General features: G+C 60.5%; 26 protein-coding genes and 1 tRNA gene. 1 reads left to right on the top strand and 26 read right to left on the bottom strand.

Annotation, left to right across the window (positions count from 1 at the left end):
• Nucleotide 1: 1 nt before the first annotated feature.
• The 26 genes from nuoN to rpsO form a co-directional block, all read right to left on the bottom strand.
• Nucleotides 2-1,504 (bottom strand): NADH-quinone oxidoreductase subunit NuoN, encoded by a 1,503-nt coding sequence (nuoN, locus tag Q8L25_RS14155; protein ID WP_308925418.1) that lies wholly within the window; start codon nt 1,502-1,504, stop codon nt 2-4.
• 16 nt (nt 1,505-1,520) lie between these two features.
• Nucleotides 1,521-3,023: an NADH-quinone oxidoreductase subunit M gene (locus tag Q8L25_RS14150; RefSeq protein ID WP_308925417.1), complete on the bottom strand. Its 1,503-nt coding sequence runs from the start codon at nt 3,021-3,023 to the stop codon at nt 1,521-1,523.
• A gap of 29 nt (nt 3,024-3,052) precedes the next feature.
• A complete protein-coding gene (nuoL, locus tag Q8L25_RS14145) occupies nt 3,053-5,152 on the bottom strand; it encodes an NADH-quinone oxidoreductase subunit L (RefSeq protein WP_308925416.1) in 2,100 nt (699 codons plus the stop codon).
• Between the two features lie 46 nt (nt 5,153-5,198).
• Nucleotides 5,199-5,507 carry an NADH-quinone oxidoreductase subunit NuoK gene (gene nuoK / locus Q8L25_RS14140; RefSeq protein WP_065310662.1) on the bottom strand — a complete coding sequence of 103 codons (309 nt, stop codon included), beginning with the start codon at nt 5,505-5,507 and terminating at the stop codon, nt 5,199-5,201.
• Entirely contained in the window at nt 5,504-6,133 is a 630-nt protein-coding gene (locus Q8L25_RS14135; protein ID WP_308925415.1) for an NADH-quinone oxidoreductase subunit J, read from the bottom strand. Before Q8L25_RS14135 ends, nuoK begins: the two co-directional genes overlap by 4 nt.
• 65 nt (nt 6,134-6,198) lie before the next feature.
• Nucleotides 6,199-6,687, bottom strand: a complete 489-nt coding sequence (nuoI, locus tag Q8L25_RS14130; protein ID WP_065310660.1) for an NADH-quinone oxidoreductase subunit NuoI — start codon at nt 6,685-6,687, stop codon at nt 6,199-6,201.
• 14 nt (nt 6,688-6,701) lie between these two features.
• The gene (gene nuoH, locus Q8L25_RS14125) at nt 6,702-7,784 is read right to left on the bottom strand and encodes an NADH-quinone oxidoreductase subunit NuoH (protein WP_308925414.1); all 1,083 of its coding nucleotides are present in this window, start codon (nt 7,782-7,784) and stop codon (nt 6,702-6,704) included.
• On the bottom strand, nt 7,784-10,117 hold the full coding sequence (nuoG, locus tag Q8L25_RS14120) for an NADH-quinone oxidoreductase subunit NuoG (protein WP_308925413.1): 2,334 nt from the start codon (nt 10,115-10,117) through the stop codon (nt 7,784-7,786). Before nuoG ends, nuoH begins: the two co-directional genes overlap by 1 nt.
• Before the next feature lie 22 nt (nt 10,118-10,139).
• Nucleotides 10,140-11,435, bottom strand: a complete 1,296-nt coding sequence (nuoF, locus tag Q8L25_RS14115) for an NADH-quinone oxidoreductase subunit NuoF (RefSeq protein WP_308925412.1) — start codon at nt 11,433-11,435, stop codon at nt 10,140-10,142.
• Nucleotides 11,432-11,911 carry an NADH-quinone oxidoreductase subunit NuoE gene (gene nuoE, locus Q8L25_RS14110; RefSeq protein ID WP_308925411.1) on the bottom strand — a complete coding sequence of 160 codons (480 nt, stop codon included), beginning with the start codon at nt 11,909-11,911 and terminating at the stop codon, nt 11,432-11,434. The genes nuoF and nuoE overlap by 4 nt, the downstream gene beginning before the upstream one ends.
• 12 nt (nt 11,912-11,923) lie before the next feature.
• Nucleotides 11,924-13,177, bottom strand: coding sequence for an NADH-quinone oxidoreductase subunit D (locus tag Q8L25_RS14105; protein WP_065310655.1), 1,254 nt, complete (start codon nt 13,175-13,177; stop codon nt 11,924-11,926).
• On the bottom strand, nt 13,177-13,770 hold the full coding sequence (locus Q8L25_RS14100; protein ID WP_308925410.1) for an NADH-quinone oxidoreductase subunit C: 594 nt from the start codon (nt 13,768-13,770) through the stop codon (nt 13,177-13,179). Before Q8L25_RS14100 ends, Q8L25_RS14105 begins: the two co-directional genes overlap by 1 nt.
• Nucleotides 13,771-13,787: 17 nt before the next feature.
• Nucleotides 13,788-14,264 (bottom strand): NADH-quinone oxidoreductase subunit B family protein, encoded by a 477-nt coding sequence (locus Q8L25_RS14095; protein WP_010399733.1) that lies wholly within the window; start codon nt 14,262-14,264, stop codon nt 13,788-13,790.
• Between the two features lie 3 nt (nt 14,265-14,267).
• Entirely contained in the window at nt 14,268-14,627 is a 360-nt protein-coding gene (locus Q8L25_RS14090; RefSeq protein ID WP_065310653.1) for an NADH-quinone oxidoreductase subunit A, read from the bottom strand.
• Between the two features lie 178 nt (nt 14,628-14,805).
• Nucleotides 14,806-14,890: transfer RNA gene (locus Q8L25_RS14085), tRNA-Leu, on the bottom strand.
• Between the two features lie 181 nt (nt 14,891-15,071).
• Entirely contained in the window at nt 15,072-15,503 is a 432-nt protein-coding gene (gene secG, locus Q8L25_RS14080; protein ID WP_308925409.1) for a preprotein translocase subunit SecG, read from the bottom strand.
• A gap of 28 nt (nt 15,504-15,531) precedes the next feature.
• Nucleotides 15,532-16,281: a triose-phosphate isomerase gene (gene tpiA, locus Q8L25_RS14075; protein WP_308925408.1), complete on the bottom strand. Its 750-nt coding sequence runs from the start codon at nt 16,279-16,281 to the stop codon at nt 15,532-15,534.
• A 72-nt stretch (nt 16,282-16,353) separates the two neighbouring features.
• On the bottom strand, nt 16,354-17,334 hold the full coding sequence (locus Q8L25_RS14070; protein WP_308925407.1) for an NAD(P)H-quinone oxidoreductase: 981 nt from the start codon (nt 17,332-17,334) through the stop codon (nt 16,354-16,356).
• 61 nt (nt 17,335-17,395) lie between these two features.
• Nucleotides 17,396-18,004 (bottom strand): tetratricopeptide repeat protein, encoded by a 609-nt coding sequence (locus tag Q8L25_RS14065; protein WP_308925406.1) that lies wholly within the window; start codon nt 18,002-18,004, stop codon nt 17,396-17,398.
• A gap of 66 nt (nt 18,005-18,070) precedes the next feature.
• Nucleotides 18,071-18,832, bottom strand: a complete 762-nt coding sequence (locus Q8L25_RS14060; RefSeq protein WP_308925405.1) for a GIN domain-containing protein — start codon at nt 18,830-18,832, stop codon at nt 18,071-18,073.
• 77 nt (nt 18,833-18,909) lie between these two features.
• Nucleotides 18,910-19,110, bottom strand: coding sequence for a hypothetical protein (locus tag Q8L25_RS14055; protein WP_308925404.1), 201 nt, complete (start codon nt 19,108-19,110; stop codon nt 18,910-18,912).
• A gap of 144 nt (nt 19,111-19,254) precedes the next feature.
• A complete protein-coding gene (locus tag Q8L25_RS14050; protein ID WP_308925403.1) occupies nt 19,255-21,210 on the bottom strand; it encodes a methyl-accepting chemotaxis protein in 1,956 nt (651 codons plus the stop codon).
• Nucleotides 21,211-21,334: 124 nt separating this feature from the next.
• Nucleotides 21,335-21,640, bottom strand: a complete 306-nt coding sequence (locus Q8L25_RS14045) for a hypothetical protein (RefSeq protein ID WP_308925402.1) — start codon at nt 21,638-21,640, stop codon at nt 21,335-21,337.
• 9 nt (nt 21,641-21,649) lie between these two features.
• Complete coding sequence (locus tag Q8L25_RS14040) at nt 21,650-22,192, bottom strand: hypothetical protein (protein WP_308925401.1); 543 nt, start codon at nt 22,190-22,192, stop codon at nt 21,650-21,652.
• Nucleotides 22,193-22,352: 160 nt separating this feature from the next.
• Nucleotides 22,353-24,467: a polyribonucleotide nucleotidyltransferase gene (gene pnp / locus Q8L25_RS14035; RefSeq protein ID WP_308925400.1), complete on the bottom strand. Its 2,115-nt coding sequence runs from the start codon at nt 24,465-24,467 to the stop codon at nt 22,353-22,355.
• A gap of 223 nt (nt 24,468-24,690) precedes the next feature.
• Complete coding sequence (gene rpsO, locus Q8L25_RS14030) at nt 24,691-24,960, bottom strand: 30S ribosomal protein S15 (protein WP_010399743.1); 270 nt, start codon at nt 24,958-24,960, stop codon at nt 24,691-24,693.
• Nucleotides 24,961-25,142: 182 nt separating this feature from the next.
• Here rpsO and bamE point away from each other — a divergent pair, with 182 nt between their 5' ends.
• Nucleotides 25,143-25,649, top strand: coding sequence for an outer membrane protein assembly factor BamE (bamE, locus tag Q8L25_RS14025; RefSeq protein ID WP_308925399.1), 507 nt, complete (start codon nt 25,143-25,145; stop codon nt 25,647-25,649).
• Nucleotides 25,650-25,660 lie beyond the last annotated feature (11 nt).

Here is a 25,660-nt window from a genome sequence, read left to right as displayed (position 1 = left end):
CTTACGACGCCAGCGTTTTGCTGATCGCCGTCGCGCAAGCGACCAGGATGCTGTTTGGCAGCACGCCCATGATCAGCACCAGCGCGCCATTAGCGGCCAGCACCAGGCGCATGTCGCCATGCACCACCAGGGCGTTGGTGTCGATCGGCTCGTCGAACCACATCATTTTCACCACGCGCAGGTAGTAGAAGGCACCGACCAGCGAGAACAGCACGGCAACGATGGTCAGCCAGATCTGGCCCGTGCCCAGCACGGCGGCCAGCACCGAGTACTTGGCCATGAAACCGACCAGTGGCGGCACGCCGGCCAGCGAGAACATGAAGGCGGTCATCACCAGTGCGAAGATTGGGCTGCGTTTGCCCAGGCCCTTGAAGTCGGCCAGTTCTTCCGCTTCGAAACCGTTGCGGGCCAGCAGCATGATCACGCCGAAGGTACCCAGGGTGGTGAACACATAGGTCACCACGTAGTACATGGCCGCGCCATAGGCGGTGGCCGCACCGGCGGCGTTCAGGGTGTTCTCCGGACCGGCAACCGTGCCCGACAGCAGGCCCAGCAGCACGAAGCCCATCTGTGCGATCGTCGAGTACGCCAGCATGCGCTTCAGGTTGGTCTGGGCGATGGCGGTGAAGTTGCCGATCGCCAGCGACATCACGGCCAGGATCATCAGCATCTGTTGCCAGTCGCGTGCCATCGGCAGCAGGCCTTCGGCCAGCAAGCGCAGGCAGATGGCGAACGCGGCCAGTTTTGGCGCCGCGCCCAGCAGCAGGGTCACGGCCGTTGGCGAACCCTGATAGACGTCCGGTACCCACATGTGGAATGGCACGACACCCAGTTTGAAGGCCAGGCCGGCAACCAGGAACACCAGGCCGAAGACCATGATGGTTTCATTGGCGGTGCGCGCTTCCAGCGCGGCGCGCACGGCGCCCAGGTCCAGCGTGCCGGTCGCGCCGTACAGCATCGAGATGCCGTACAACATGAAGCCGGAGGCCAGCGCGCCCAGGATGAAGTATTTCATGGCCGCTTCGGTGGCCTTGGCGTTATCACGGCGCAAGGCGATCAGTGCGTACAGCGACAGCGACATCAGTTCCAGACCCAGGTAGATGATCAGGAAGCTGTTGGCCGAGATCATGATCATCTGGCCCAGCAGTGCGAACAGGGCCAGCACGTAGAACTCGCCGCCCAGGTTACCCGACAGCATGGTGCGGTCGGTGGCATAGCTGCGCGAGTAGATCAGGGTCATGGCGACGGCGCCATACGAGAACAGTTTCAGCAACTGCGACATCGGGTCCGACACGAACATATTGTGGAACGTGTAGACGGTGGTGCCGGCGTTGAAGTCGCCCACGGTCAGCAAGGCGCAGCCGGCCAGGGTCAGCAGCGACAGCGCATAGGTGATCGAACGCTTCGCCGCAGGCAAGAACATATCGATCAGCAGGATCGCCGACGTGGCAATCAGCAGAAAGATTTCCGCGTACAGCGGTACCAGGTTAGGTGCATTAGTCATGTTATGGATCTTCTAATTAAGGCAGCAGCTTGCCGACTTTGACATGGGCGAGCAGATCGGTCACCGAGGTCTGCATCGTGTCGGTGAACGGCGCTGGGTACAGACCCATCACGAGCACGGCGATGGCCAGCACGGCAAGCATGAAGAATTCACGCTTGTTGACGTCGGTCAGTTCGGCCACATGCTTGTTCTTGATCTTGCCGAACACCACGCGCTTGGCCATCCACAGCGAGTATGCCGCGCCCCAGATCAGCGCCGTCGCAGCCAGCAAGCCGATCCAGAAGTTGAACTGGACCGCGCCCAGGATGACCATGAACTCGCCGACGAAACCGGAGGTCGCCGGCAAGCCGCAGTTGGCCATCGAGAACAGCACGAAGAAGGCGGCAAATTTCGGCATGCGGTTCACGACGCCGCCGTAGTCGGCGATGTTGCGGGTATGCATGCGGTCATACAGCACGCCGATGCACAGGAACATGGCGCCCGAGATAAAGCCGTGCGAAATCATCTGCACGATACCGCCCTGCACCGAGATGTCGTTGAACATGAAGAAGCCCAGTGTGACGAAACCCATGTGGGCGATCGACGAGTAGGCGACCAGTTTTTTCATGTCGGTTTGCACCAGGGCGACCAGGCCGATGTAGATCACGGCGATCAGCGACAGCGCGATCATGAAACCCGACAGATAGTGGCTGGCGTCCGGCGTGATCGGCAGCGAAAAACGCAGGAAGCCGTAGGCGCCCAGTTTCAGCATGATGGCGGCCAGCACGGCCGAACCGCCGGTAGGCGCTTCGACATGGACGTCCGGCAACCAGGTGTGGACCGGGAACATCGGCACTTTCACCGCAAACGCCATCAGGAAGGCCAGGAAGATGAAGATCTGCTGGTTCAATGTCAGCTTGAACTGATGCCAGGCCAGGATGTCGAAGGTGCCCGAGGCATTGCGCAGGTAGATGATGGCGACCAGGGTCAGCAGCGAACCGAAGAAGGTGTACAGGAAGAACTTGAACGAGGCGTACACGCGGTTTGAACCACCCCAGATACCGATAATGATGAACATCGGGATCAGGGTTGCTTCAAAGAAGAAGTAGAACAGCAAGCCGTCCAGCGCGCAGAACACGCCGATCATCAGGCCCGACAGGATCAGGAACGAACCCATGTACTGGGCGATGCGCTTCTCGATCACTTCCCAGGCCGAGATCACGACGATCACGGTGATGAAGGCGGTCAGCGGCACGAACCACAGCGACAGGCCGTCGATACCGAGCGAATACCAGATATTGAAAGTTTCAATCCAGGGCGCTTTTTCGACAAACTGCATGCCGTGCGCGGCATTGTCGAAATGCTGGATCAGCGGCAAGGTGCACAGCATGCTGAGCACCGCGCCAGCCAGCGACAGCCAGCGGGTAAAACCCGCTTTGCTGTCACGGCCGAGAGCCAGGACCAGGACGCCGCAAATGATCGGCACCCAGATCGACAGACTCAGGTAAGGAGGTAGTGTAGAAATCGTAGACTGCATCATGGTTCTCAGTATTCTTTTATCAGGTCAGCTTACTTAGCGGGCCAGAATGGCAGGAAATAGATCAGGGCGCCGAGCACGCCGAGGATCATCACGAACGCGTAGTGGTAGATGTAACCCGTCTGCAAACCACGCGACAGCGACGAGATCCAGCCCACCAGCTTGGCGCTGCCATTGACCAGCAGACCGTCGATGAGCTTCTTGTCACCGAAGTTCCACAGGCCATTGCCCAACACGCGGGCGCCGCCGGCAAACACGACTTCATTGAACTTGTCCATGTAGTACTTGTTGTCCAGCAGGGTGTGGATCGCGTGGAACTTGGCGAAGAACCAGGCCGGTACGCGCGGGTTGATCATGTAGCAGTAGTAAGCCGCCACCACGCCGGACAGGGCCAGCCAGAACGGCGCCGTCGACAGGCCGTGGATGGCCATCGCCATCGCACCGTGGAACTCATGCGACAACTCTTCCATCGCAGGATGGTTTTCGCCGACAAAGATCACGCCCTTGAAGAAGTCGCCATGCAGCATCGGGCCGATGGTGAAGTAACCGATCATCAGCGAAGGAATCGCCAGCATCACCAGCGGGAACCAGACCACGAATGGCGATTCATGCGGTTTCTGGCCAGGCGCCAGGCCGTGGTGGGCGTGGTCGTCTTCTTCCTCTTCATGATGGTCGTCATGCGCGTCACCGTGGGCGCCGTGGGCAGCCTTCGGTGCATGGTGATCATCGTGACCGTGCGCATGCGCCTGGCCGAAACGTTCCTTGCCGTGGAAGACCAGGAAATACATGCGGAACGAGTAGAAGGCGGTGACGAACACGCCAGCCAGCACGGCGAACTGGGCAAAGCCAGCACCCCAGATATGGGTCGCTTCGACCGCTTCGATAATGCTGTCTTTCGAGTAGAAACCGGAGAACAGCGGCGTACCGATCAGGGCCAGCGAACCGACCAGCGAGGTGATCCAGGTGATCGGCATGTATTTGCGCAGGCCACCCATGTTGCGAATGTCCTGGTCATGGTGCATGCCGATGATGACGGAACCGGCGCCCAGGAACAGCAGTGCCTTGAAGAATGCGTGGGTCATCAGATGGAACACGGCCACCGAGTAGGCCGACGAGCCGAGCGCGACGGTCATGTAGCCGAGCTGCGACAGGGTCGAGTAAGCAACCACGCGCTTGATGTCGTTCTGGATGATGCCCAGGAAACCCATGAACAGCGCCGTGATGGAACCGATCACCAAGATGAAGGACAAGGCCGTGTCGGACAATTCGAACAGCGGCGACATGCGCGAGACCATGAAGATACCGGCCGTCACCATCGTCGCGGCGTGGATCAGTGCCGAGATCGGGGTAGGACCTTCCATCGAGTCAGGCAGCCACACGTGCAGCGGGAACTGCGCCGACTTGCCCATCGCGCCGATGAACAGGCAGATGCAGGCAACCGTCAGCAGGGCCCAGTCGGTACCCGGCAGGCTCAACAAAGCCAGTTCGTCTTTCTTGGCGAATACTTCCTGGTAGTTCATGGTGCCGGCGTAGGCCAGCAGCAGGCCGATGCCCAGGATAAAGCCGAAGTCGCCCACGCGGTTGACCAGGAACGCTTTCATGTTGGCCACGATGGCGGTCGGACGCTGGTACCAGAAACCGATCAGCAGATACGAGACCAGGCCCACGGCTTCCCAACCGAAGAACAGTTGCAGGAAGTTGTTGGCCATGACCAGCATCAGCATCGAGAAGGTGAACAGCGAGATGTAGGCGAAGAAGCGGTTGTAGCCTTCGTCGTCCTTCATGTAGCCGATCGTGTAGATGTGCACCATCAGCGAGACAAAGGTGACCACGCACATCATCATCGCCGACAGCGAATCGATCTGGAAGCCGACTTCCATCTTCAGGGTGCCGATCGTCATCCAGTTATAGATCGTGCCATTGAATGTCGCGCCGTCCATCACTGCCAGCAGCGTCTGCACGGACAGGATGAACGCGATCAGTACGCCCAGGATCGTCGCGGTATGCGACGTCTTGCGACCGACCAAATTACCCAGGAACTGGGTGCCAAGCAAACCTGCAATCGCGGCACCGGCCAGCGGCGCCAGCGGTACGGCAAGAAGGAGGTTAGGGTTGAGGAGTTGCCCCGCCATGATGAACCTTAATCGTTATTATTCGAGAGATCGAGTCTGAAAAACATCAGCCTTTGAGGCTGTCCAGGTCTTCGACGTTGATGGTATCCAGATTACGGAACATCACCACCAGAATAGCCAGACCGATAGCCGACTCAGCGGCGGCAACCGTCAGGATGAAGAAAACGAAGATCTGACCGGCCGCGTCACCCAGGAAATGGGAAAACGCGATGAAGTTCATGTTCACCGCCAGCAGCATCAATTCGATTGCCATCAGCAATACGATGATGTTCTTGCGGTTCAGGAAAATACCGACGATCGAGATTGCGAACAGGATCGCGCCCAGGACCAAAAAGTGTGTGAGCGTAAGTGTCATGGTGTCTCCTTAACTTCCGGCGCCGCAGGACGCTCGACGACCGGATCCATCTTGATGATCTTCAGGCGGTCGTTACGCTTGACGCGTACGGCATCGCCAGGAGCAAAATGCTTGGTGTCCTTGCGCTTGCGCAACGTCAGTGCAACCGCGGCAACGATGGCCACCAGCAGCACCACAGCGGCGATTTCAAAGGCAAACACATACTGGGTGTAGATCAGCAGGCCCAATTCCTTGGTGCCGCCCAGGTTGATGTTGGCCGGTGCGATGCTCGGCGAGAAGTTGCGGAAACCATGCCACAGCACGGCGGCCATTTCCAGCACGATGATCACGCCCACCGTCACGGACAAAGGCAGATAGCCCCAGAATCCTTCGCGCATGCGGTCGATATTGATATCGAGCATCATGACCACGAACAGGAACAGCACCATCACGGCGCCGACATACACCAACACCAGCACGATGGCCAGGAATTCAGCTTGCAGCAGCATCCAGATGCCTGCCGCGGAAAAGAAGGACAGCACCAGGAACAGTACTGCGTGGACCGGATTACGGGCCGTGATGACGCGCGTCGCTGCCAGGATCAAGATCAGCGAAAAGGCGTAAAACAAAATTGTTTTAAAGTCCATAAAAAACCCAATAGACGTACAGATGAACGAGGGGCGCGCCGCAGCCAGGGGCTACGGCGCATCCATCAGCGATAAGGTGCGTCGGCGGCGCGTGCGGCGGCGATTTCGTTTTCATAACGATCGCCCACGGCCAGCAACATCTCTTTCGTGTAATACAAATCGCCGCGTTTCTCGCCGTGGTATTCCAGCACGTGCGTTTCGACGATCGAATCGACCGGGCAGGACTCTTCGCAGAAACCGCAGAAGATGCACTTGGTCAAATCGATATCGTAGCGCGTGGTACGGCGCGAACCGTCGTCACGCTGCTCCGATTCGATCGTGATGGCCATCGCCGGGCAAACCGCTTCGCACAGTTTGCAGGCGATGCAACGTTCCTCGCCGTTCGGGTAGCGGCGCAGCGCGTGCAAGCCACGGAAACGCGGCGAGATCGGTGTCTTCTCTTCCGGGAATTGCACCGTGATCTTGCGCGAAAACATGTACTTGCCAGTCAGCGCCATGCCCTTGATCAGCTCGCCTAACAGGAGGCTGCTGAAAAAATCTTTTACCTTATCCATTCGTATGCACTCTCTTACTTCCAAATATTCCAGGATGTCTGCATCCAGGCAGCGACGAAGACCAGGTAGACCAGCGTCAACGGGATAAACACTTTCCAACCGAGGCGCATGATCTGGTCATAACGGTAGCGGGGGAAAGTACCACGCACCCAGACGAACAGCGACACGATGAAGAAGGTTTTTGCAAACAGCCAGAAGAAGCCGCCGAAACCGCCCCAGAATTCGAGGAAGGCAAACGGTGCGGACCAGCCGCCCAGGAACATGATCGACGCCAGCGCGCCGATCAGGATCATGTTGGCGTATTCGGCCAGCATGAACATGGCGTAGGCCATGCCCGAATACTCGACCATGTGGCCGGCCACGATTTCCGACTCGCCTTCGACCACGTCGAACGGGTGGCGGTTGGCTTCAGCCAAGCCCGACACCAGGTAGATGACGAACATCGGCAGCAGCGGCAGCCAGTTCCACGACAGGAAATTCACGCCTTTTTCAGCGAAGTAGCCGATCTGCTGGCCGCCGACGATGTCGATGAAGTTCAGGCTGCCCGACACCATCAGCACGATCACCATCACGAAACCCATCGGGATTTCATACGAGATCATCTGTGCCGAGGCGCGCATGGCGCCCATGAACGAGTACTTCGAGTTCGAGGCCCAGCCGGCGATGATGATGCCGTAGACTTCCATCGAAGTGATCGCCAGCAGCAACAGCAGGCCGGCGTTGACATTGGCCAGCACCGCTTCCGGGCCGAACGGCACCACCGACCAGGCGGCCAAGGCCGGCATGATGGTCATGATCGGACCGATCACGAACAGGCCCTTGGCGGCCTTGGACGGGATGATGATCTCTTTGAACAAGAGTTTGAGCGCATCGGCGATCGGCTGCAGCAGGCCCAATGGCCCCACGCGGTTCGGACCGACGCGGATCTGGATCCAGCCGATCAGCTTGCGCTCCCACAGGGTGGCGTAAGCAACCAGGCCCATCAGCGGCAGCAGCACGCACAGGATCTTGATCAGGGTCCAGAAAAACGGCCAGGTCGCACCCAGCAAATCTTGACCGCCGGCATTGATGACGTTTACAAATTCAGGCAGCGCCATCAGATGTTCCCCTCTGCTGTTTCAACTGTGATGTCACCGAACATGCCGCCCAGGCGAGCGGTCGAGGCATGCGCCGCCGACACTTTCACCACATTGGCTGGCAGGCCGGCATGGATGGCCGCCACCAGGATGGCGCTGCCCGCGCCCTGCGCGACCTTGACCTTGTCGCCGGCCTTGATGCCCAGCTTGGCGGCCAGTGCTGGCGACAAATGGGCTTGCGGCGTGGCGCCGTCGACCGTGCGCAGCAAAGGCTCGGAGCGGCGTACCAGTGCGTCGGCGAAATAGATCGGCACGTCGGCGATGCGTTGCAGCGCAGGCGAGGCCGGTGCGTAAGCGGCCGCTTCCGGGGCGTTCTTGGCGATATTGTTCAGCTGTGCCGACAGGTCGGTCACGCCGGCGCCAAACGCTTCGTCGCGGATCGCTTCCGAGGTGTCGTAGTCGAAACCTGGCAGGCCGAGGATATTGCCCAGGACGCGCAGCACTTTCCAGGCCGGACGGGTTTCCGCCAGCGGTTTCACGGTGCCATTGAAACTTTGCGCGCGGCCTTCGCAGTTCACGAAGGTGCCCGAGGTTTCGGCGAACGGTGCGATCGGCAGCAAGACATCGGCGTAATCCATGCCGTGCTTGAAGGCGGACATGGCCACGACCATGTCGGCGCCGTCCAGGGCGGCGCGGGCCGCCTGTGGATTGGCGGCATCTAATTCTGGCTCGGCGTGCAGCAGCACGTAGGCTTTTTTCGGTACGGCAAACGCGGCTTGCACATTGGTGCGCGGCTTGGCGACCAAGTGAGCGCCGACCGTGTTGGCCGCTTCCGTCAGGTAACCCAGGGTGGCGCCCGTCTGTTCGGCGATCCATTGCGCGGCAGCATGCAGTTGCGACGCTTGCGGGTGTTGCGTTGCCGCATTGCCCAGCAGGATGGCGCCATGGTCGCCGGCCATCAGGCTGGCGGCGATATTGACGGCCACGTCCGACGCGTTGACGGCGTCGAAACCGGCAGGAGCGGCGATGTCCTTGGCTTTTGCCACGGCAACCACCACTTCCGACAAGGCGGCCAGCCAGTCGCTCGGCGCAACGATCATCTTGTTGGCGATGGTGATCAGCTGATCATCGTCGGAAGCGTGCAGGATCGACAGCTTGGCGCCGCTCTTGACCGAGGCGCGCAGGCGGGTGGCCAGCAGCGGATGGTCCTTGCGCAGGAAGGAGCCGATGACGAAGGCGCGCTTGATCTGGCCAAAGTCGTTGATCGGCATGCCCAGCCAAGGTTTCACACTCGCGTCGAGCGCGAAGTCAAGCTGGCGCAGGCGGAAGTCGACGTGCTCGGAACCGAGACCGTGGACGACTTTTTGCAGCAAGACCAGTTCTTCCACGGTCGAGTGCGGCGTGGCCAGCGCGGCGATGGCGTCGGCGCCATGTTCGTGCTTGATGTTTTTCAGGCCGTGCGCCACGTATTCCAGCGCGGTTTGCCAATCGACTTCTTTCCACTCGTTGCCCTGTTTCAGCATCGGCGAGGTCAGGCGTTCGGCACTGTCCAGCGCTTCATACGAGAAACGGTCCTTGTCCGAGATCCAGCATTCGTTGACGGCGTCGTTTTCCAGCGGCAGCACGCGCTTGACCTTGCCAGCTTTCACTTGCACGATCAGGTTGGCGCCCAGGCCGTCATGCGGGCTGACCGATTTGCGGCGCGACAGTTCCCAGGTACGGGCGCTGTAGCGGAACGGCTTCGAGGTCAAGGCACCCACCGGGCACAGGTCGATCATGTTGCCCGACAGTTCGGAGTCGACCGTCTGGCCCACGAAGGACACGATTTCCGAGTGTTCGCCGCGGCCGATCATGCCCAGCTCCATCACGCCGGCCACTTCCTGGCCAAAGCGTACGCAGCGGGTGCACTGGATGCAGCGCGCCATCTCTTGCATCGAGACCAGCGGGCCGGCTTCCTTCGGTTTCACGACGCGCTTGTCTTCCTGGTAGCGCGATTCGCTCTTGCCGTAGCCGACTGCCAGATCCTGCAACTGGCATTCGCCGCCCTGATCGCAGATAGGGCAATCGAGCGGGTGGTTAATCAACAGGAATTCCATCACGGACTTCTGCGCCTGCACAGCCTTGTCGCTGGCGGAGCGCACGATCATGCCGGCGCTGACCGGGGTCGCACAAGCGGGCAAAGGCTTGGGCGCCTTTTCCACTTCGACCAGGCACATGCGGCAGTTCGCTGCGATCGACAATTTCTTGTGATAGCAGAAGTGCGGAATGTAGGTTCCCAATTTGTTGGCGGCGTCCATCACCATGCTACCAGCAGGGACTTCGACTTTTTTGCCGTCTATTTCGATTTCAACCATGGTGATCGTTACCTGACGCAGCTTAGATGTAAGCGGGCACTAAGCAATGCTTGTGCTCGACATGATATTCAAATTCTTCACGGAATTGCTTGATGAAGGCCCGTACCGGCATGGCAGCCGCATCGCCCAGCGCGCAAATGGTGCGGCCCTGGATGTTGTCGGCGATCGAGTTGAGCATGTCCAGGTCGTCTGGACGACCCTGCCCCTGCTCGATGCGATGCACCATGCGGTACATCCAGCCTGTGCCTTCACGGCAAGGCGTACACTGGCCGCACGATTCCTCAAAGTAGAAGTAGGACAGGCGTTCCAGCGCCTTGACCATGCAGCGTGTTTCGTCCATCACGATGACGGCGCCCGAACCCAACATCGAACCGGCTTTCGCGATCGAGTCGTAGTCCAGGTCGGTCTGCATCATGATGTCGCCGCGGATCACCGGCGCGGACGAGCCGCCAGGAATCACGGCCTTGATCTTCTTGCCACCACGCATGCCGCCTGCCAGTTCCAGCAGTTTGGCAAACGGCGTGCCGAGCGGCACTTCGTAGTTGCCCGGCAATTCCACGTCACCCGAGATCGAGAAGATCTTCGAGCCGCCGTTGTTCGGCTTGCCCATCGCCAGGTATTTCTCCGGACCGATGTTCAGCACGAACGGCACGGCCGCAAAGGTTTCCGTGTTGTTGATGGTGGTCGGCTTGCCGTACAGGCCAAACGAGGCCGGGAAAGGCGGCTTGAAGCGCGGCTGGCCTTTCTTGCCTTCCAAGGACTCCAGCAGCGCGGTTTCTTCGCCGCAGATGTAGGCGCCATAACCATGGTGCGCATGCAACTGGAACGAGAATTCGCTGCCCATGATCTTGTCGCCCAGGAAACCGGCGGCGCGCGCCTCTTCCAGCGCTTCTTCGAAACGCAGGTATTCCTGGAAGATCTCGCCGTGGATGTAGTTGTAGCCCACGGTGATGCCCATCGCGTAAGCGCCGATGGCCATGCCTTCGATCAGGGCATGGGGATTGTAACGAATGATGTCGCGGTCCTTGAAAGTGCCCGGTTCGCCTTCATCTGTATTGCAGACGAGGTATTTCTGTCCCGGGAACTGGCGCGGCATGAAGCTCCACTTCAGGCCGGTAGGGAAACCCGCGCCGCCACGGCCGCGCAAGGACGAGGCCTTGAGGTCGGCGATGATCTGTTCCGGCGTGATCTTCTCTTCCAGGATGCGGCGCAGGGCCGAATAGCCACCGCGGTTCACATAGTCTTGCAAATGCCAGTTCTTGCCATCCAGATCCTTCAGGATCAATGGATCGATATGGCGGTTGTGGAGTGACGTCATTTCTTGAGTTCCTCCAGCATGGCGTCGATCTTCTCGTTCGACATCCAGCTGCACATGGTTTTATTACTGACCAGCAGGACAGGCGCATCGCCGCAAGCGCCCATGCACTCGCCTTCGACCAGCGTGAACTGGCCGTCCGGGGTGGTTTCGCGGAAATCGATGCCCAGCTTCTGCTTCAGGTATTCCGCAGCGCGCACGCCGCCCGACAGGGCGCATGGCAGGTTGGTGCACACGGTGATCTTGTGCTTGCCGACCGGTTTCACGTTGTACATATTGTAGAACGTCGCCACTTCCTGCACGGCAATCGCCGGCATGCGGATGTAGTCGGCCAGTTCCTTCATGGTTTCCGGCGCCAGCCAGCCCAGTTCATCCTGGGCGTGGGCCAGCGCGGCCATCACGGCCGACTGACGCTGGTCGGCCGGGTACTTGGCCAGCTCGCGATCAATTTTTTTATAGCATTGCTCTGATAACAACATACTTTTTGCCTCTTAGCGGTCAATACTGCCGAACACGATGTCTTGCGTACCGATGATGGTCACGGCGTCGGCAATCATGTGTCCACGCGCCATTTCGTCGAGCGACTGCAAGTGCGCATAATCGGGTGCCCGCAGCTTCATGCGGTACGGCTTGTTGGCGCCATCGGATACCAGGTAAATGCCGAACTCGCCTTTCGGATGTTCGACCGCGCTGTAGGCTTCGCCCGGCGGCACGTGGAATCCTTCGGTAAACAGCTTGAAGTGGTGAATCAACGATTCCATGTTGGTCTTCATGTCGACCCGGCCCGGAGGCGCCACCTTGCGGTTGCTGGTCATGACAGGACCCGGATTGTTGCGCAGCCACTCGACGCACTGCTTGATGATGCGGTTCGACTGGCGCAGCTCTTCCACGCGCACCAGGTAGCGGTCGTAGCAATCGCCGTTGGTGCCGACAGGAATGTCGAAGTCCATCAGGTCGTACACTTCGTACGGCTGCTGCTTGCGCAAGTCCCACTGCACGCCCGAGCCGCGCAGCATGGCGCCGGTAAAGCCCATGGCCAGCGCATCTTCCGGCGACACCACGCCGATGCCGACGGTACGCTGTTTCCAGATACGGTTGTCGGTCAGCAAGGTTTCGTATTCGTCGACATAGGTCGGGAAACGGCGCGTGAAGTCTTCGATGAAGTCCAGCAAGGAGCCCTGGCGGTTTTCGTTCAGCTTGGCAATCGCCTTGGCGTTGCGGATGATCGAGGCCTTGTGCTGCGGCATCGCGTCCGGCAGGTCGCGATAGACGCCGCCCGGACGGTAGTAGGCCGCATGCATGCGCGCGCCCGATACCGCCTCGTAGCAGTCGAACAGGTCTTCGCGGTCGCGGAAGCAGTACAGGAACGGGCCCATCGCGCCGACGTCGAGCGCGTGCGCGCCCAGCCACATCAGGTGGTTCAGCACGCGGGTGATCTCGTCGAACATCACGCGGATGTACTGCGCGCGCAATGGCACTTCCAGGCCCAGCAGCTTTTCGATCGCCATCACATAGGCGTGTTCATTGCACATCATCGACACATAGTCGAGACGGTCCATGTACGGCACCGATTGCAGATAGGTCTTCTGTTCGGCCAGTTTCTCGGTAGCGCGGTGCAGCAGGCCGATATGGGGGTCGGCACGCTGGATGACTTCGCCATCGAGCTCGAGCACCAGGCGCAGCACGCCGTGCGCGGCCGGGTGCTGCGGCCCAAAGTTCAGGGTGTAATTCTTAATCTCAGCCATTATTTCATCCCGTAATGTTCTTCGCGGATCACGCGCGGCACGTTTTCCCGCGGCTCGATCGTCACGGGCTGGTAAATCACGCGTTTCTGTTCCGGGTCGTAGCGCATCTCGACATAGCCGGAGACCGGGAAGTCCTTGCGGAACGGATGGCCGATGAAACCGTAGTCAGTCAGGATGCGGCGCAAGTCGTTATGGCCTTCGAACAGGATGCCCAGCAGGTCGAACGCTTCGCGCTCATACCAGTTGACCGAACGCCAGATGTTCACCACCGACGGCAGCAGCGGCATGTCGTCGTCGGGCGCGAACACGCGCACGCGCACGCGCCAGTTGTGCTTGACGGACAGCAAATGCGACACGGCCGCATAGCGCAGGCCGGTCCAGGCGCCGTCGCCATAGGTCAGGTAGTCGACGCCGCACAAGTCGAGCATCTGCTCGAAATGCAGGGTCGGATCGTCGCGCAAGGTCTGCATCACGGCCAGGTAGTCCTCGGCCTTGACGACCAGGGTGACTTCGCCCAGCGCAACAGTCGTGCTAACGCGTTCGCCCAGGGCAGTGCCGAGGGCGTTTTGCAGTACTTCTAAATGTGTTGTCATAATCTGAAGCGGCCCGGTTAGCGTGCGATCGTGCTGGTACGCTTGATCTTGTTCTGCAGTTGCATGATGCCGTACAGCAGCGCTTCGGCTGTCGGAGGGCAGCCAGGCACATACACGTCAACGGGAACGATGCGGTCGCAACCGCGCACCACGGAATACGAATAATGGTAGTACCCGCCGCCATTGGCGCAGGAACCCATCGAGATGACCCAGCGCGGCTCGGCCATCTGGTCGTAGACCTTGCGCAGTGCCGGCGCCATCTTGTTGCACAACGTGCCTGCAACGATCATCACGTCGGACTGACGCGGCGATGGACGGAACACGACGCCGAAGCGGTCCATGTCGTAGCGGGCTGCGCCCACGTGCATCATTTCGACCGCACAGCAGGCCAGACCGAACGTCATCGGGAACATCGACCCGGTACGCGCCCAGTTGATCAGCTTGTCGGCCGAGGTGGTGATGAAACCTTCGCTTAATACGCCTTCAATAGCCATGGCTTATTCCCAGTCAAGGGCACCTTTCTTCCAAATGTACCAAAATCCGACCGCGAATTCGGCGATAAACACCATCATCGTGACGAAACCGGCCCAGCCCAGGTCGCGCATTGCCACGCCCCACGGGAAAAAGAATGCCGTTTCCAGATCGAACAAAATAAACAGGATTGCAACCAGATAGTAGCGCACATCAAATTTCATGCGCGCGTCTTCGAATGCCTCAAAACCACATTCGTACGGGGAGAGTTTTGCTGCGTCAGGCCGGTGAGGGCCCAGGATGCGGCCCAGGACCTGGGGCGCGATGCCGACACCGAGGCCGACAAGAATAAACAGCAGGACGGGGAAGTAATTTTCGAGGTTCACGATTTGATGAGCTTATATTGAACGATCGGTTAAATGAGGACGCCGCGGTGATTTGCGGCGTATCTAACGCACGATCCCAATCAGGGCTACGATCAGGATCGAACGACACATCCTCGTAAAAAAAGCCAGCAACTTTGAACGAGCCATGGCTCGTGCGCCGTTGCTGGCTTCTGATTTCTGGTGCCGACGACGAGACTCGAACTCGTACAGCTTTCGCCACTACCCCCTCAAGATAGCGTGTCTACCAATTTCACCACGTCGGCGGTAAGGCCCGTATTCTACTCTGCTTTGCTGCCAAAGTTAATGCACAAATGCATTAAATACAGATTAAAAACGATAAATTTTTACAGCTAATGCCTCTGAACTGCGTTTTCCTACCGTGCTGCCAAAACATTGAGCAATAATCTGCCCGTAATGAGAATTACTCTCGACAAGCGTTCCGAATTACTTCGGAATCGTGTTTGCCGGGGTTTCGGCAGCCGGTGCGGCCGCTGGCGCAGCCGGCAGGGTTGCCGCTGGCACGCCCGTCGCTGGCGCCACTGGCGCGGCCGGAGCGGCACCAGGAATGGCGCCGGCGCCGGTCACTGGCACCGGCTTGACGACCTTGTCCATCACGCCGCCGCCCACCGTGGTGGCGCGCTGGTTGGCCATCAGCGACAGCGCCAGCGTGGCGCCGAAGAAAATGGCGGCGGCCACGCCGGTCGACTTCGACATGAAGTTCGACGAACCCGTCGCACCGAACAGGCTGCCGGACGCGCCGGAACCGAAGGCGGCGCCCATGTCGGCGCCCTTGCCATGCTGCAGCAATACCAGCGCAATAATCGACAAAGCGGACACTACCTGTACCACGACTACCAGATTGAACATCATGTTCATTGCAATTCCATTCTTAGTTTAAAGTAATTCAATCAGCGGCGTGAATAATCGCCAGGAAATCCGCCGCCTTCAATGCCGCCCCACCGATCAGACCGCCATCGATATCCGGCATTGCCATCAATTCTTTCGCGTTCTCCGGCTTCATGCTGCCGCCGTACAGGATCTGCACGCCGGCGGCCGCTACCGCATTCTTTGCCGCCAGATGGCCGCGCAATACCTGGTGCACTTCCTGCGCCATTTGCGGCGTGGCCGTCTTGCCCGTACCGATGGCCCAGACCGGCTCGTAAGCCAGCACCAGTTTCGCCACGTCGGTCTCGCTGATGGCCGCCAGCACCACATTCAGCTGCTTGGCCACCACCGCGTCGGTCTGCCCTGCTTCGCGCTCGTCGAGATGCTCGCCGATGCAGACGATGGGCGTGATGCCCGCCGCCAGCGCCGCAACCGTCTTGGCCGCCACTTGCGCGTCGGTTTCGCCATGGTAGGCGCGCCGCTCGGAGTGCCCCAGGATCACGTAGCTGCTGGCGAAGTCCTGCAGCATCGCGGTCGAGATTTCGCCCGTGTAGGCGCCGCTGGCTTGCGCGGAAACATCCTGCGCGCCCCAGGCCAGGCTTGAACCTGTCAATTGCGCCTGGCACTGCGCCAGGTAAGGCGCGGGCACACAGACGGCGCTGGCGGCGCCATCGGCGTCCAGGCCTGCGACTATTTCAGACAATAACACCGCGTTCGAGGTGCGACTGCCGTTCATTTTCCAATTTCCGACGACGAGTTTGCGACGCATAGTAGCCTAAATTTTAATAACCCGTCATTCTAACGCTACCTCTGTTGGCGGTCAAACCGCTAGCTGCTGCTTTCAAGCAACTTGCAACATGATCTTGCCGATGTGGGTGCTCGCTTCCATCAGCGCATGCGCCTCGCCGGCCTTATCCAAAGGGAAGGTTTTATAGATCACGGGCTTGATCTTGCCGGCCTCGATCAGCGGCCAGACCGTCTCGCGCAAATGCCGCGCAATCGCCGCCTTGAACGCCACCGAACGGGGCCGCAGGGTCGAGCCCGTCACCGTCAGGCGGCGGCGCAGCAAGGTACCCAGGTCCAGCTCGGCCTTGGTGCCGCCCTGCACCGCGATCAGGCCGATGCGGCCGTCGTCGGCCAGGCAGGCGATCTCGCGCGGCAGGTAGTCGCCGCCGACCATGTCGAGGATCACGTCGACACCGCGCCCGCCGGTCAGTTCCTTGACGACGGCGACGAAATCTTCGGTGCGGTAATTGATGCCGCGCTCGGCGCCCAGCGCCTCGCAGGCGCGCGCTTTTTCATCGCTGCCGGCGGTGGCGAACACGCGGTGGCCGAGCGCGCTGGCCAGCTGGATCGCCGCCACGCCGATGCCCGAGCTGCCGCCCTGCACCAGCAAGGTATCGCTGCCCGACAGCGCGCAGCGGTCGAACACATTGCTCCAGACGGTAAAGAAGTTTTCCGGCAAGGACGCGCCTTCGAGCGCCGTCAAGCCTGTCGGCAGCGGCAGGCACTGGCCGGCGGGCGCGGCGCAATATTCGGCATAGCCGCCGCCCTGCACCAGCGCACAGACCAGGTCGCCCACCTTGAAACCGGTGCCCTCGAAATCGCCATCGACCAGTTCGCCCGCCACTTCCAGGCCGGGCAGGTCGGAAGCGCCGGGCGGCGGCGCATACTTGCCCAGGCGCTGCAGCACGTCGGGACGGTTGATGCCGGCCGCGTGCACCTTGATCAGCAGCTCACCCGCCTTCCATGCCGGCCGGGGCCGTTCGGCGATTTGCAGGACATCGGAGGGACCGGGCTGACTGATTTCAATGGCGCGCATGGCAAGGCACTTTCAAAGGGAAAGTGCGATTGTACGCCAAGCCTGCGCGCCTTGCAGACGCCTACTCGGCTCCCGTTTTCGAGCTGCGCGGCAGTGGCGTGCCGGGCTTCCACCTGGCCGACAAGGCCTGCCCTTCCTCCACCTGCTCGTGCGTCATCTTGCGCACCACGGCGGCGCGCTGGTCGGCCGCATTCGAGGAGCCGTTGGCGGCGGCCAGGTTCCACAGCATGTAGGCGATCACATTATCCTGCTGCACCCCGCCCATGTGATAACGGTACATCAGGCCCAGCACCTGCTGCGCTTCGGCATGGTTCTGCTCGGCCGCCTTGCGAAACCAGCTGACGGCCTGCTTGTGGTCCTGCAGCACGGCGTTGCCCGTGTAATACATGGCGCCCACCACATATTGCGCATCGGCCTTGCCTTGCTCGGCCGCCTTGCGGTGCCAGAACATGGCTTGCTTGTAATCCTGAGGCAAGCCGCGCCCCATGTAGTACATCAAGCCCAGCAGGTGCTGGGCATCGGCGTTGCCGGAGGTGGCCAACGGTAGAATTTCCTTGTAGGCCAGCGCATAATTCTTGTTGTTGTAGGCGCTGGCACCTTCGCTGAAGCCGGCCTTGGCCGGCAACTGTATCGCCAACAGCATGCATAGTGTAATGATCAGTTTTTTCATCGGAATGGGATGTGGTCTGACTGCTTTTTATTATCTCGCACGACGGCGGGACACCCGGGAACTCCCTTATTTCCAGCTGACTTTGCCAAGGCCGTCGACGCTGACATCGCGGTTGGCAGGCTTGCCATATACCATTACCGAGCCGAGCCCACTGAGGTTCAGCTTGGCATTGCTGCGGGCATTGACGATGGCGTTGCCCAGGCCACTCAAATCCAGATTGACCGCATCGGCTTCGAATTGTTGCGCATTCAGGCTGCCCAGGCCGCCCAGCGACGCCTTGAGCACGCGGCCACGGCCGCCCAGCACCACCGAACCGGCTCCCTGCAGGTCGAGTTCGGCCTTGTCGTTATTGCCGATCCACAGCTGCATGCTGCCCACGCCGCCCAGGGTGGCGCTCAATTTGCGGTAGTCGCCTACCACTTTCACGCTGCCCGCCCCTTCCAGCGACAGGGTCAGCTCATCGCCCGTAAAACCGGACACGTCGGTGCTGCCGAAGCCTTCCGAGCTCACTTCGCGCAGATTGGGCAAGACCAGGTCGGCGCGGATCGAACCGGGGTTCAGCTTGAAGCCGCGCACTTCCGTTTCGATATGCAAGGTGTCGCCGCTTTGCGCCGTGCTGACGTCGGCGATATAGCGCTTGTCGGCCGTGATGCTCAGCGACGCCACATTGCCCTGGCGGATGCGCACTTCCATCACGCCGTCGAGCTTGACGCGCACCACGCGCGCGTCGACCGTGCGCATTTCCAGCAGGCGCGTTTCGGCGGACACGCCGCGCAGCAGGCCGAAAGTGGCCAGGAAGGCCAGCGCAAAGTGCAGGGTTTTTTTCATTGTATTCCTCGATATCTTGTTTTTATGTGCGACGGCAAGCGGCCACTCTAGCAGCGGCTAATATTGCTGGCAATCACTTATGCGAAGAAGGCTTTTTCAATAGCCGTGAGGCGCTTGGCCTTGACCTGCACGATATGCGCGTCAGGCGTTTTGGCGATGGCCACGCCCTGGTAGCTGGAGCTGGCCACTTGCACGGCGGGCGCCGGCGCGTAGCAGCTGGCGCCGAGCAGGACGGCGGCGGTGATGACGATGGCTTCCATGTGTTTGGCGACGTTCATGTTGTTCTCCTCGGGGTGTCTGGCTGCGGTATGTGAGCACTATAGCCATACCGCTTGCGCCAGACACGCCGATTGCGACGAACTGCAATTTTGGCGGCATGGCCGGACAAAATCGCCGATGAGCGCGCAAACAGTCGATCTACATCAGAACTCTTCCCACTCGTCGGCGGCAGGCTTCGACGCCTTGACCAGCTTTGTCGCGCGGACGGCAGGCAGGGCCCTGGCCTGGGCACGCGGCGCGGCAACGGCAGCCGCCGGGCGCGCTTTCACCGGCCTGGCCGGCGCACTGTCTGCTACCGTATCGCCGAGGCGGAACATGCCGACCGCCTGCGCCAGGTCCACCGCCTGCTCCTGCAGGCTTTCGGCGGCGGCCGCGGCCTGCTCGACCAGCGCGGCATTTTGCTGCGTCATGGTGTCCATGTGCGTGACGGCCGTATTGATCTCGCCGATGCCGGCGCTCTGTTCGCGGCTGGCGACCGTGATCTCGCTCATGATGGTGGCCAGTTGCTGCACCGACGCCACTACCTGGCCCATGGTCTGGCCCGCTTCATCGACGAGGCGGCCACCGGCGCCCACTTTTTCCACCGAGTCGCCGATCAGTTCCTTGATTTCTTTCGCGGCCTGGCTCGAACGCTGCGCCAGGTTGCGCACTTCCGACGCCACCACCGCAAAGCCCCTGCCCTGTTCGCCGGCGCGCGCCGCCTCGACGGCCGCGTTCAGCGCCAGGATATTCGTCTGGAAGGCGATGCCGTCGATCACGCCGATGATGTCGACGATCTTGCGCGAGCTTTCCTGGATGCCGGCCATGGTGCCCACCACCTGCTGCACCACTACACCTCCCTTGGCCGCCACTTGCGAGGCGGACACGGCCAGCTCATTGGCCGCATGCGCGTTTTCCGCATTCTGTTTCACGGTGGAAGTCAACTCGTCCATCGAGCTGGCGGTTTGCTCCAGCGCGCCCGCCTGCGCTTCCGTGCGCGACGACAGGTCGGCATTGCCGGCAGCGATATCGGCCGACTCGCTGCGCACCAGGGCGCTGATGCTGCGGATCTGCACCAGCACGGTGGCAATCTTTTCCACGAACAAGTTGAAGGCCTTGGCGATCTGCGCCAGCTCGTCCGTGCCAGTGGCATCGAGTCGGCTGGTCAGGTCGCCGTCGCCGGTGGCGATCGCGTTCAGCGCATCGCGCACCAGGCCCAGGCGGCGCAAGGCGCGTGCCACCAGGGCGCTCAGCACGGTGGCGGCCAGCACCAGCACCAGCAAGGCGGTCAGGGCCGAGGCGCGCAGCATCGAGGTCAGGGCATGCGTCGCTTCCGCACGGTCGAGCACGGTGGCCAGCAGCCAGTCACTGCCCGGCACTTTACTCACATGCAAGATGCCTTCGCGCTCGCCCAGGCGGATGGTCTCGCTGTCGCCACTCTTTTCAATCTCGGCCAGCGCCTGCGAGGTCAGCTTGCCGTCGAGTTCGGACAATGGCTTCAAGGTCAGCTTGTCATCCGGGTGGGCGATGATCTTGCCGCCGCCATCGACCAGGAAGGCATAGCTGGACGGTGTGGGCTTGATCGAGGCGACGTTTTTCACGACGACATCCATCATCACGTCAGCCGCCAGCACGCCGGCGGGATTACCCTTGTCGCCCAGCGGTTCGGCAAAGGTCACCACCAGCTTGCCCGTGCTGGCGCCGATATATGGCGTCGTGATGATCGGTCCGCCGGTTGCCAGCGCCTGCTTGTACCAGGGGCGCGCCGTCGGGTCATAGTCGGCGGCGCGCTTGCGCTCCTGCGAAAACACCGCATGCTTGTCGGCAAAACCGACATACGCCATGTCGAAGATGCCGGCCTGCTCGGCCGCTTTCAGGGATGGCAGCGGATCTTCCTGCTGGGCGCCGATTTTCATCGACGCCACCACCGCCTGTTTCGAACGCAACCATTCGGCAATCGCTTGCGCATGGCTGTGCGACAGCTGCTGCATCTGTGTATCGAGCGCGGCCAGGGTACTGCTGCGGGTGGTAAAGAAGTTGGCGATGGCGACGGCCAGCATGGCCAGCACGACGATGGAAACGGCAATGGCGATCAACCGGGCCTTGAGGGAGGACAACATTGGGGCATCCAATAAAAAAGGAAAATCGAAGGGATGCGCCATCGTCAGCGATTACTATTTTGTCGTCAAGAAATACTAACTCTCAATTACCTGGAAACAACAAATGATATTCAAATGCAGAGGATCAGCGTGATTCCATATCGCCGCGCAGCTTGCGCAGGGCCGGCGACTCGCCGCCGGTCGCTTCGATGCGAAAACGCGCATAGGCCTGTTCCAGCTCGGGCAGGCGGCGCAGGCTGCCTTCCGTAAATAGCCGCGCGCCAGGGATATGGCCCCATGCCAGCGGCATGCTCAGCGTGCCTGCCATGGCCTGCGCCAGCAACGGCCGCAGCGCACTGTACAGGTCCGCCGCCTCCGCCTCACCGGGCGCCAGACGTGCCAGCAGCTGTTCCAGCTCCACCGCGCGCGCCTGTAATAGTTGTTGGTCCATATTGCCTCCTCAGTTGGTAATGGTGCCGACCAGCACCGGGGCGGACCACAATTTCCGGTTGGGCAGCAGATACTGCAAGGCGCCACCCTTGCGCCGCACCAGCCCGCCCAGCTCTTCGGTCGGCGCCACCGGGCTGACGAAGACGGTCACCGGGCCATGCGGCGTCACCTGATAGACATCATACAGCGGCGCTTCGCTCTTGAGCGGCAGCCCGAAGCAGTCGGCCAAGGTGCCGCAGTCGCCACTGCCATTCTGCAACTGCTGGCCGGTCGTGAAATAAGGTGAATACGGAGACACGCTTTGCCCGTGCGGCACGATCTTGAGCAAAGGCAAGGCCATCGGCGTCGCGGCCGGCAAGGCGGCACCGGACGCCGGCTGCTCGATGGCGCGCGCATGCACCAGGCGCAGGGCCGCCATGTCTTCGCCGGACATGATGACCGAAGGTGGCGCAATGGGAATCGGCAGCGCGTCAGGACTGGCCCCGGTCCGGGCCCGGGTGACGGGAAGGACGGCGAGCAGCATCGCCGCTGTCAGCAACAATTGTTTCAGCATGGCGCAATCTCCTTGATGGTATCGAATGGCAACGAACCGTACGAATCTACAAGGAGGCAGCGCGGGCATCCTGCGCTGTATCAACCGACGTAAAAAAACCGCCAGGCTTGCGCGCTGGCGGTTTTCTAATACTTGCCGGACTGAATCCGGCAGTGCCTGATTAGGCGGCTGGCGCTTCGCCTTCGGCCGCTTTCATCGACAGCTTCAGACGGCCGCGGTCGTCCGTTTCCAGTACTTTGACGCGTACCAGCTGGCCTTCTTTCAGGTAGTCGGCGACGGCGTTGACGCGCTCGTTGGCGATCTGCGAGATGTGCAGCAGGCCGTCCTTGCCTGGCATGACTTGCACGATGGCGCCGAAGTCCAGCAGTTTCAGCACGGTGCCTTCGTAGGTCTTGCCCACTTCGACCGAGGCGGTCAGCTCTTCGATGCGGCGCTTGGCTTCCTGGCCGGCGGCAGCGTCGACGGAAGCGATGGTGACCACGCCTTCGTCGCTGATGTCGATCTGGGTGCCCGTTTCTTCGGTCAGCGCGCGAATCACGGCGCCGCCCTTGCCGATCACGTCACGGATTTTTTCCGGGTTGATCTTGATGGTGATCAGGCGCGGTGCGAAATCGGACAGTTCGGTTTTCACGTGCGGCATGGCTTTTTGCATTTCGCCCAGGATGTGCTCGCGGCCTTCCTTGGCTTGCGCCAGCGCCACTTGCATGATTTCCTTGGTGATGCCCATGATCTTGATGTCCATCTGCAGCGCGGTGATACCGTTGCGGGTACCGGCTACCTTGAAGTCCATGTCGCCCAGGTGATCTTCGTCGCCCAGGATGTCGGACAGCACGGCAAACTTGCCGCCTTCCTTGATCAGGCCCATGGCGATACCGGCCACATGTTCTTTCATCGGCACGCCGGCGTCCATCAGCGCCAGGCAGCCGCCGCACACGGAAGCCATCGACGAGGAACCGTTCGATTCGGTGATTTCCGACACCAGGCGCACCGAGTAGCTGAACTCTTCGGCGGCTGGCAGGGCGGCGATCAGCGCGCGCTTGGCCAGGCGGCCGTGGCCGATTTCGCGGCGTTTCGGGGTACCGACACGGCCCGTTTCGCCGGTGGCGAACGGAGGCATGTTGTAATGCAGCATGAACGAATCGGTGAACTCGCCCATCAGCGCATCGATCTTCTGGCTGTCGCGGGCGGTGCCCAAAGTTGCCACGACCAGCGCCTGGGTTTCGCCGCGCGTAAACAGGGCCGAACCGTGGGTGCGTGGCAGCACGCTGGTGCGGATCGAGATCGGACGCACGGTGCGCGTGTCGCGGCCGTCGATGCGTGGCTCGCCGTCCAGGATCTGGGTGCGGACGATTTTCGCTTCGATGTCGAACAGGATGTTGTTCACTTCAGCGCTGTCGATAGCCGCGCCGCCGTTGGCAGCCGCTTCGGCCGACAGGTCGGCGATCACTTCGGAGGTGGCCGATTTCAGCTTGGCCGTACGTTCCTGCTTGTCCTTGGTTTGATACGCATCATTGATCTTGGCGTTGGCGAAATGGGCCACGCGCGCGATCAGCGCTTCGTTTTTCGGCGCAGGCGCCCATTCGACTTCCGGCTTGCCGCCGTCACGCACCAGGTCGTGGATCGCGTCGATGACGACTTTCATCTGGTCATGGCCAAACACCACGGCGCCCAGCATGATTTCTTCGGACAGCTGCTTCGCTTCCGATTCGACCATCAGCACGGCCGTTTCGGTACCGGCGACAACCAGGTCCATTTCCGAGGTTTTCAGCTGCTGGACGGTCGGGTTCAGGATGTACTGGCCATTGGCGTAACCGACGCGCGCGGCGCCGATCGGGCCGTTGAATGGCACGCCCGACACGCACAAAGCGGCCGATGCGCCGATCATGGCGGCGATGTCCGGATCGATTTCAGGATTGACCGACAGCACGTGAATGATGACTTGCACTTCATTCAGGTAGCCTTCAGGGAACAAAGGACGGATAGGACGGTCGATCAGACGCGACGTCAGGGTTTCTTTTTCGGAAGGACGGCCTTCACGCTTGAAAAAACCGCCCGGAATTTTACCGGCAGCGTAAGTTTTTTCAACATAATCTACTGTCAAAGGGAAGAAATCCTGGCCTGGCTTGGCATCTTTGCGTGCCACCACGGTTGCCAGCACGACGGTATCTTCGATCGACACCAGCACTGCGCCGGATGCCTGACGTGCGATCTCGCCGGTTTCCAGGGTCACTTGATGTTGACCGTACTGGAAGGTTTTCGTAACTTTATTAAACATTGGGGTATCCCTTTTCTATTTGCCGACAGATTTTCAGGGGCTGTCGTTCACCTCACCACAGGCGGCGGAGTCACACTTGCCGCCTTTGCTATTTTGCTTTTAAAACATGGTCATCCGCATAGAATACTGTATCTACGGGAATAAATTCGGAATTTCAAATGACAAAATGCCCGCGACAGCGAACTGGCGCAGGCATTTCTGTATAAACCTTGTACGGCAAAAATTACTTGCGCAGACCAAGTTTAGCGATCAGGTCGCGATAACGGGTAGCGTCTTTGGCCTTCAGGTAGGACAACAGGCTCTTGCGACGGTTGACCATCATGATCAGGCCGCGGCGGGAGTGGTGATCTTTCGAGTGGGCTTTGAAGTGGCCGTTCAGTTCGTTGATACGAGCGGTCAGCAGTGCAACTTGCACTTCAGGGGAGCCGGTGTCATTTTGACCACGTGCGTTGTCCGCGATGATAGCGGCTTTGTTGATGTTCTCTACTGTCATGATAAACCTTTCACATGCGGTGCACAGAGTCTGAACCCTATCCACCGTGAACTACGATTAAAAAAACTGGCTTGAGCTCAAACCAGACGCGCAAGTATATCGGAAAAATGCCTGCCTGTATCCAGTCGTGCGCTCTTTTCTCGGTGCATGATAGGATTTTCCTGTCTTTCGGGAGTCACGCCATGAAAAAAGCATTCAAAATAGCAACGCTTCTGCTGCCTCTGCTCCCTCTGCTGCTGGCCGCCTGCGCCAACATGGGCGGTCCGCCACCGCAGCCGGGCGACACCCGCGCCGCCATCGAAGCGCGGCTCGGTGCGCCGACCAATGTCTACCAGTTGCCCGAAGGCCCGGAACTGGAATATGCGCACGGTCCCTACGGCCAGGTCACCTACATGGCCCGCTTCGGTCCCGACCAGCGTTTGATGTCGTTCGAGCAGGTACTCGACACACAAGGCTTTGCCAAGGTCAGGATCGGGATGTCGACCCGGCAGGACGTGCTGCACCTGCTGGGCCGGCCGACGGAAACCTCCTACCTGGCGCTGCCGAAACTGTACGTCTGGTCCTACCGCTACAAGGAATCAGGCGTGTGGGATTCGATGATGCACGTGCATTTCGACCAGGCCGGCATCGTGCGCCAGATGATGAACGGGCCGGACCCGGACAAGGAAGAACGGCGGTTTTTCTGGTGACGGGAAAATGC

Origin of the sequence: Janthinobacterium sp. J1-1 (assembly GCF_030944405.1) — a bacterium.
Lineage (GTDB): Bacteria > Pseudomonadota > Gammaproteobacteria > Burkholderiales > Burkholderiaceae_D > Janthinobacterium.
The sequence above is the reverse complement of the archived record's forward strand: the minus strand, read 5'-3'. Positions and strand labels throughout refer to the sequence as shown.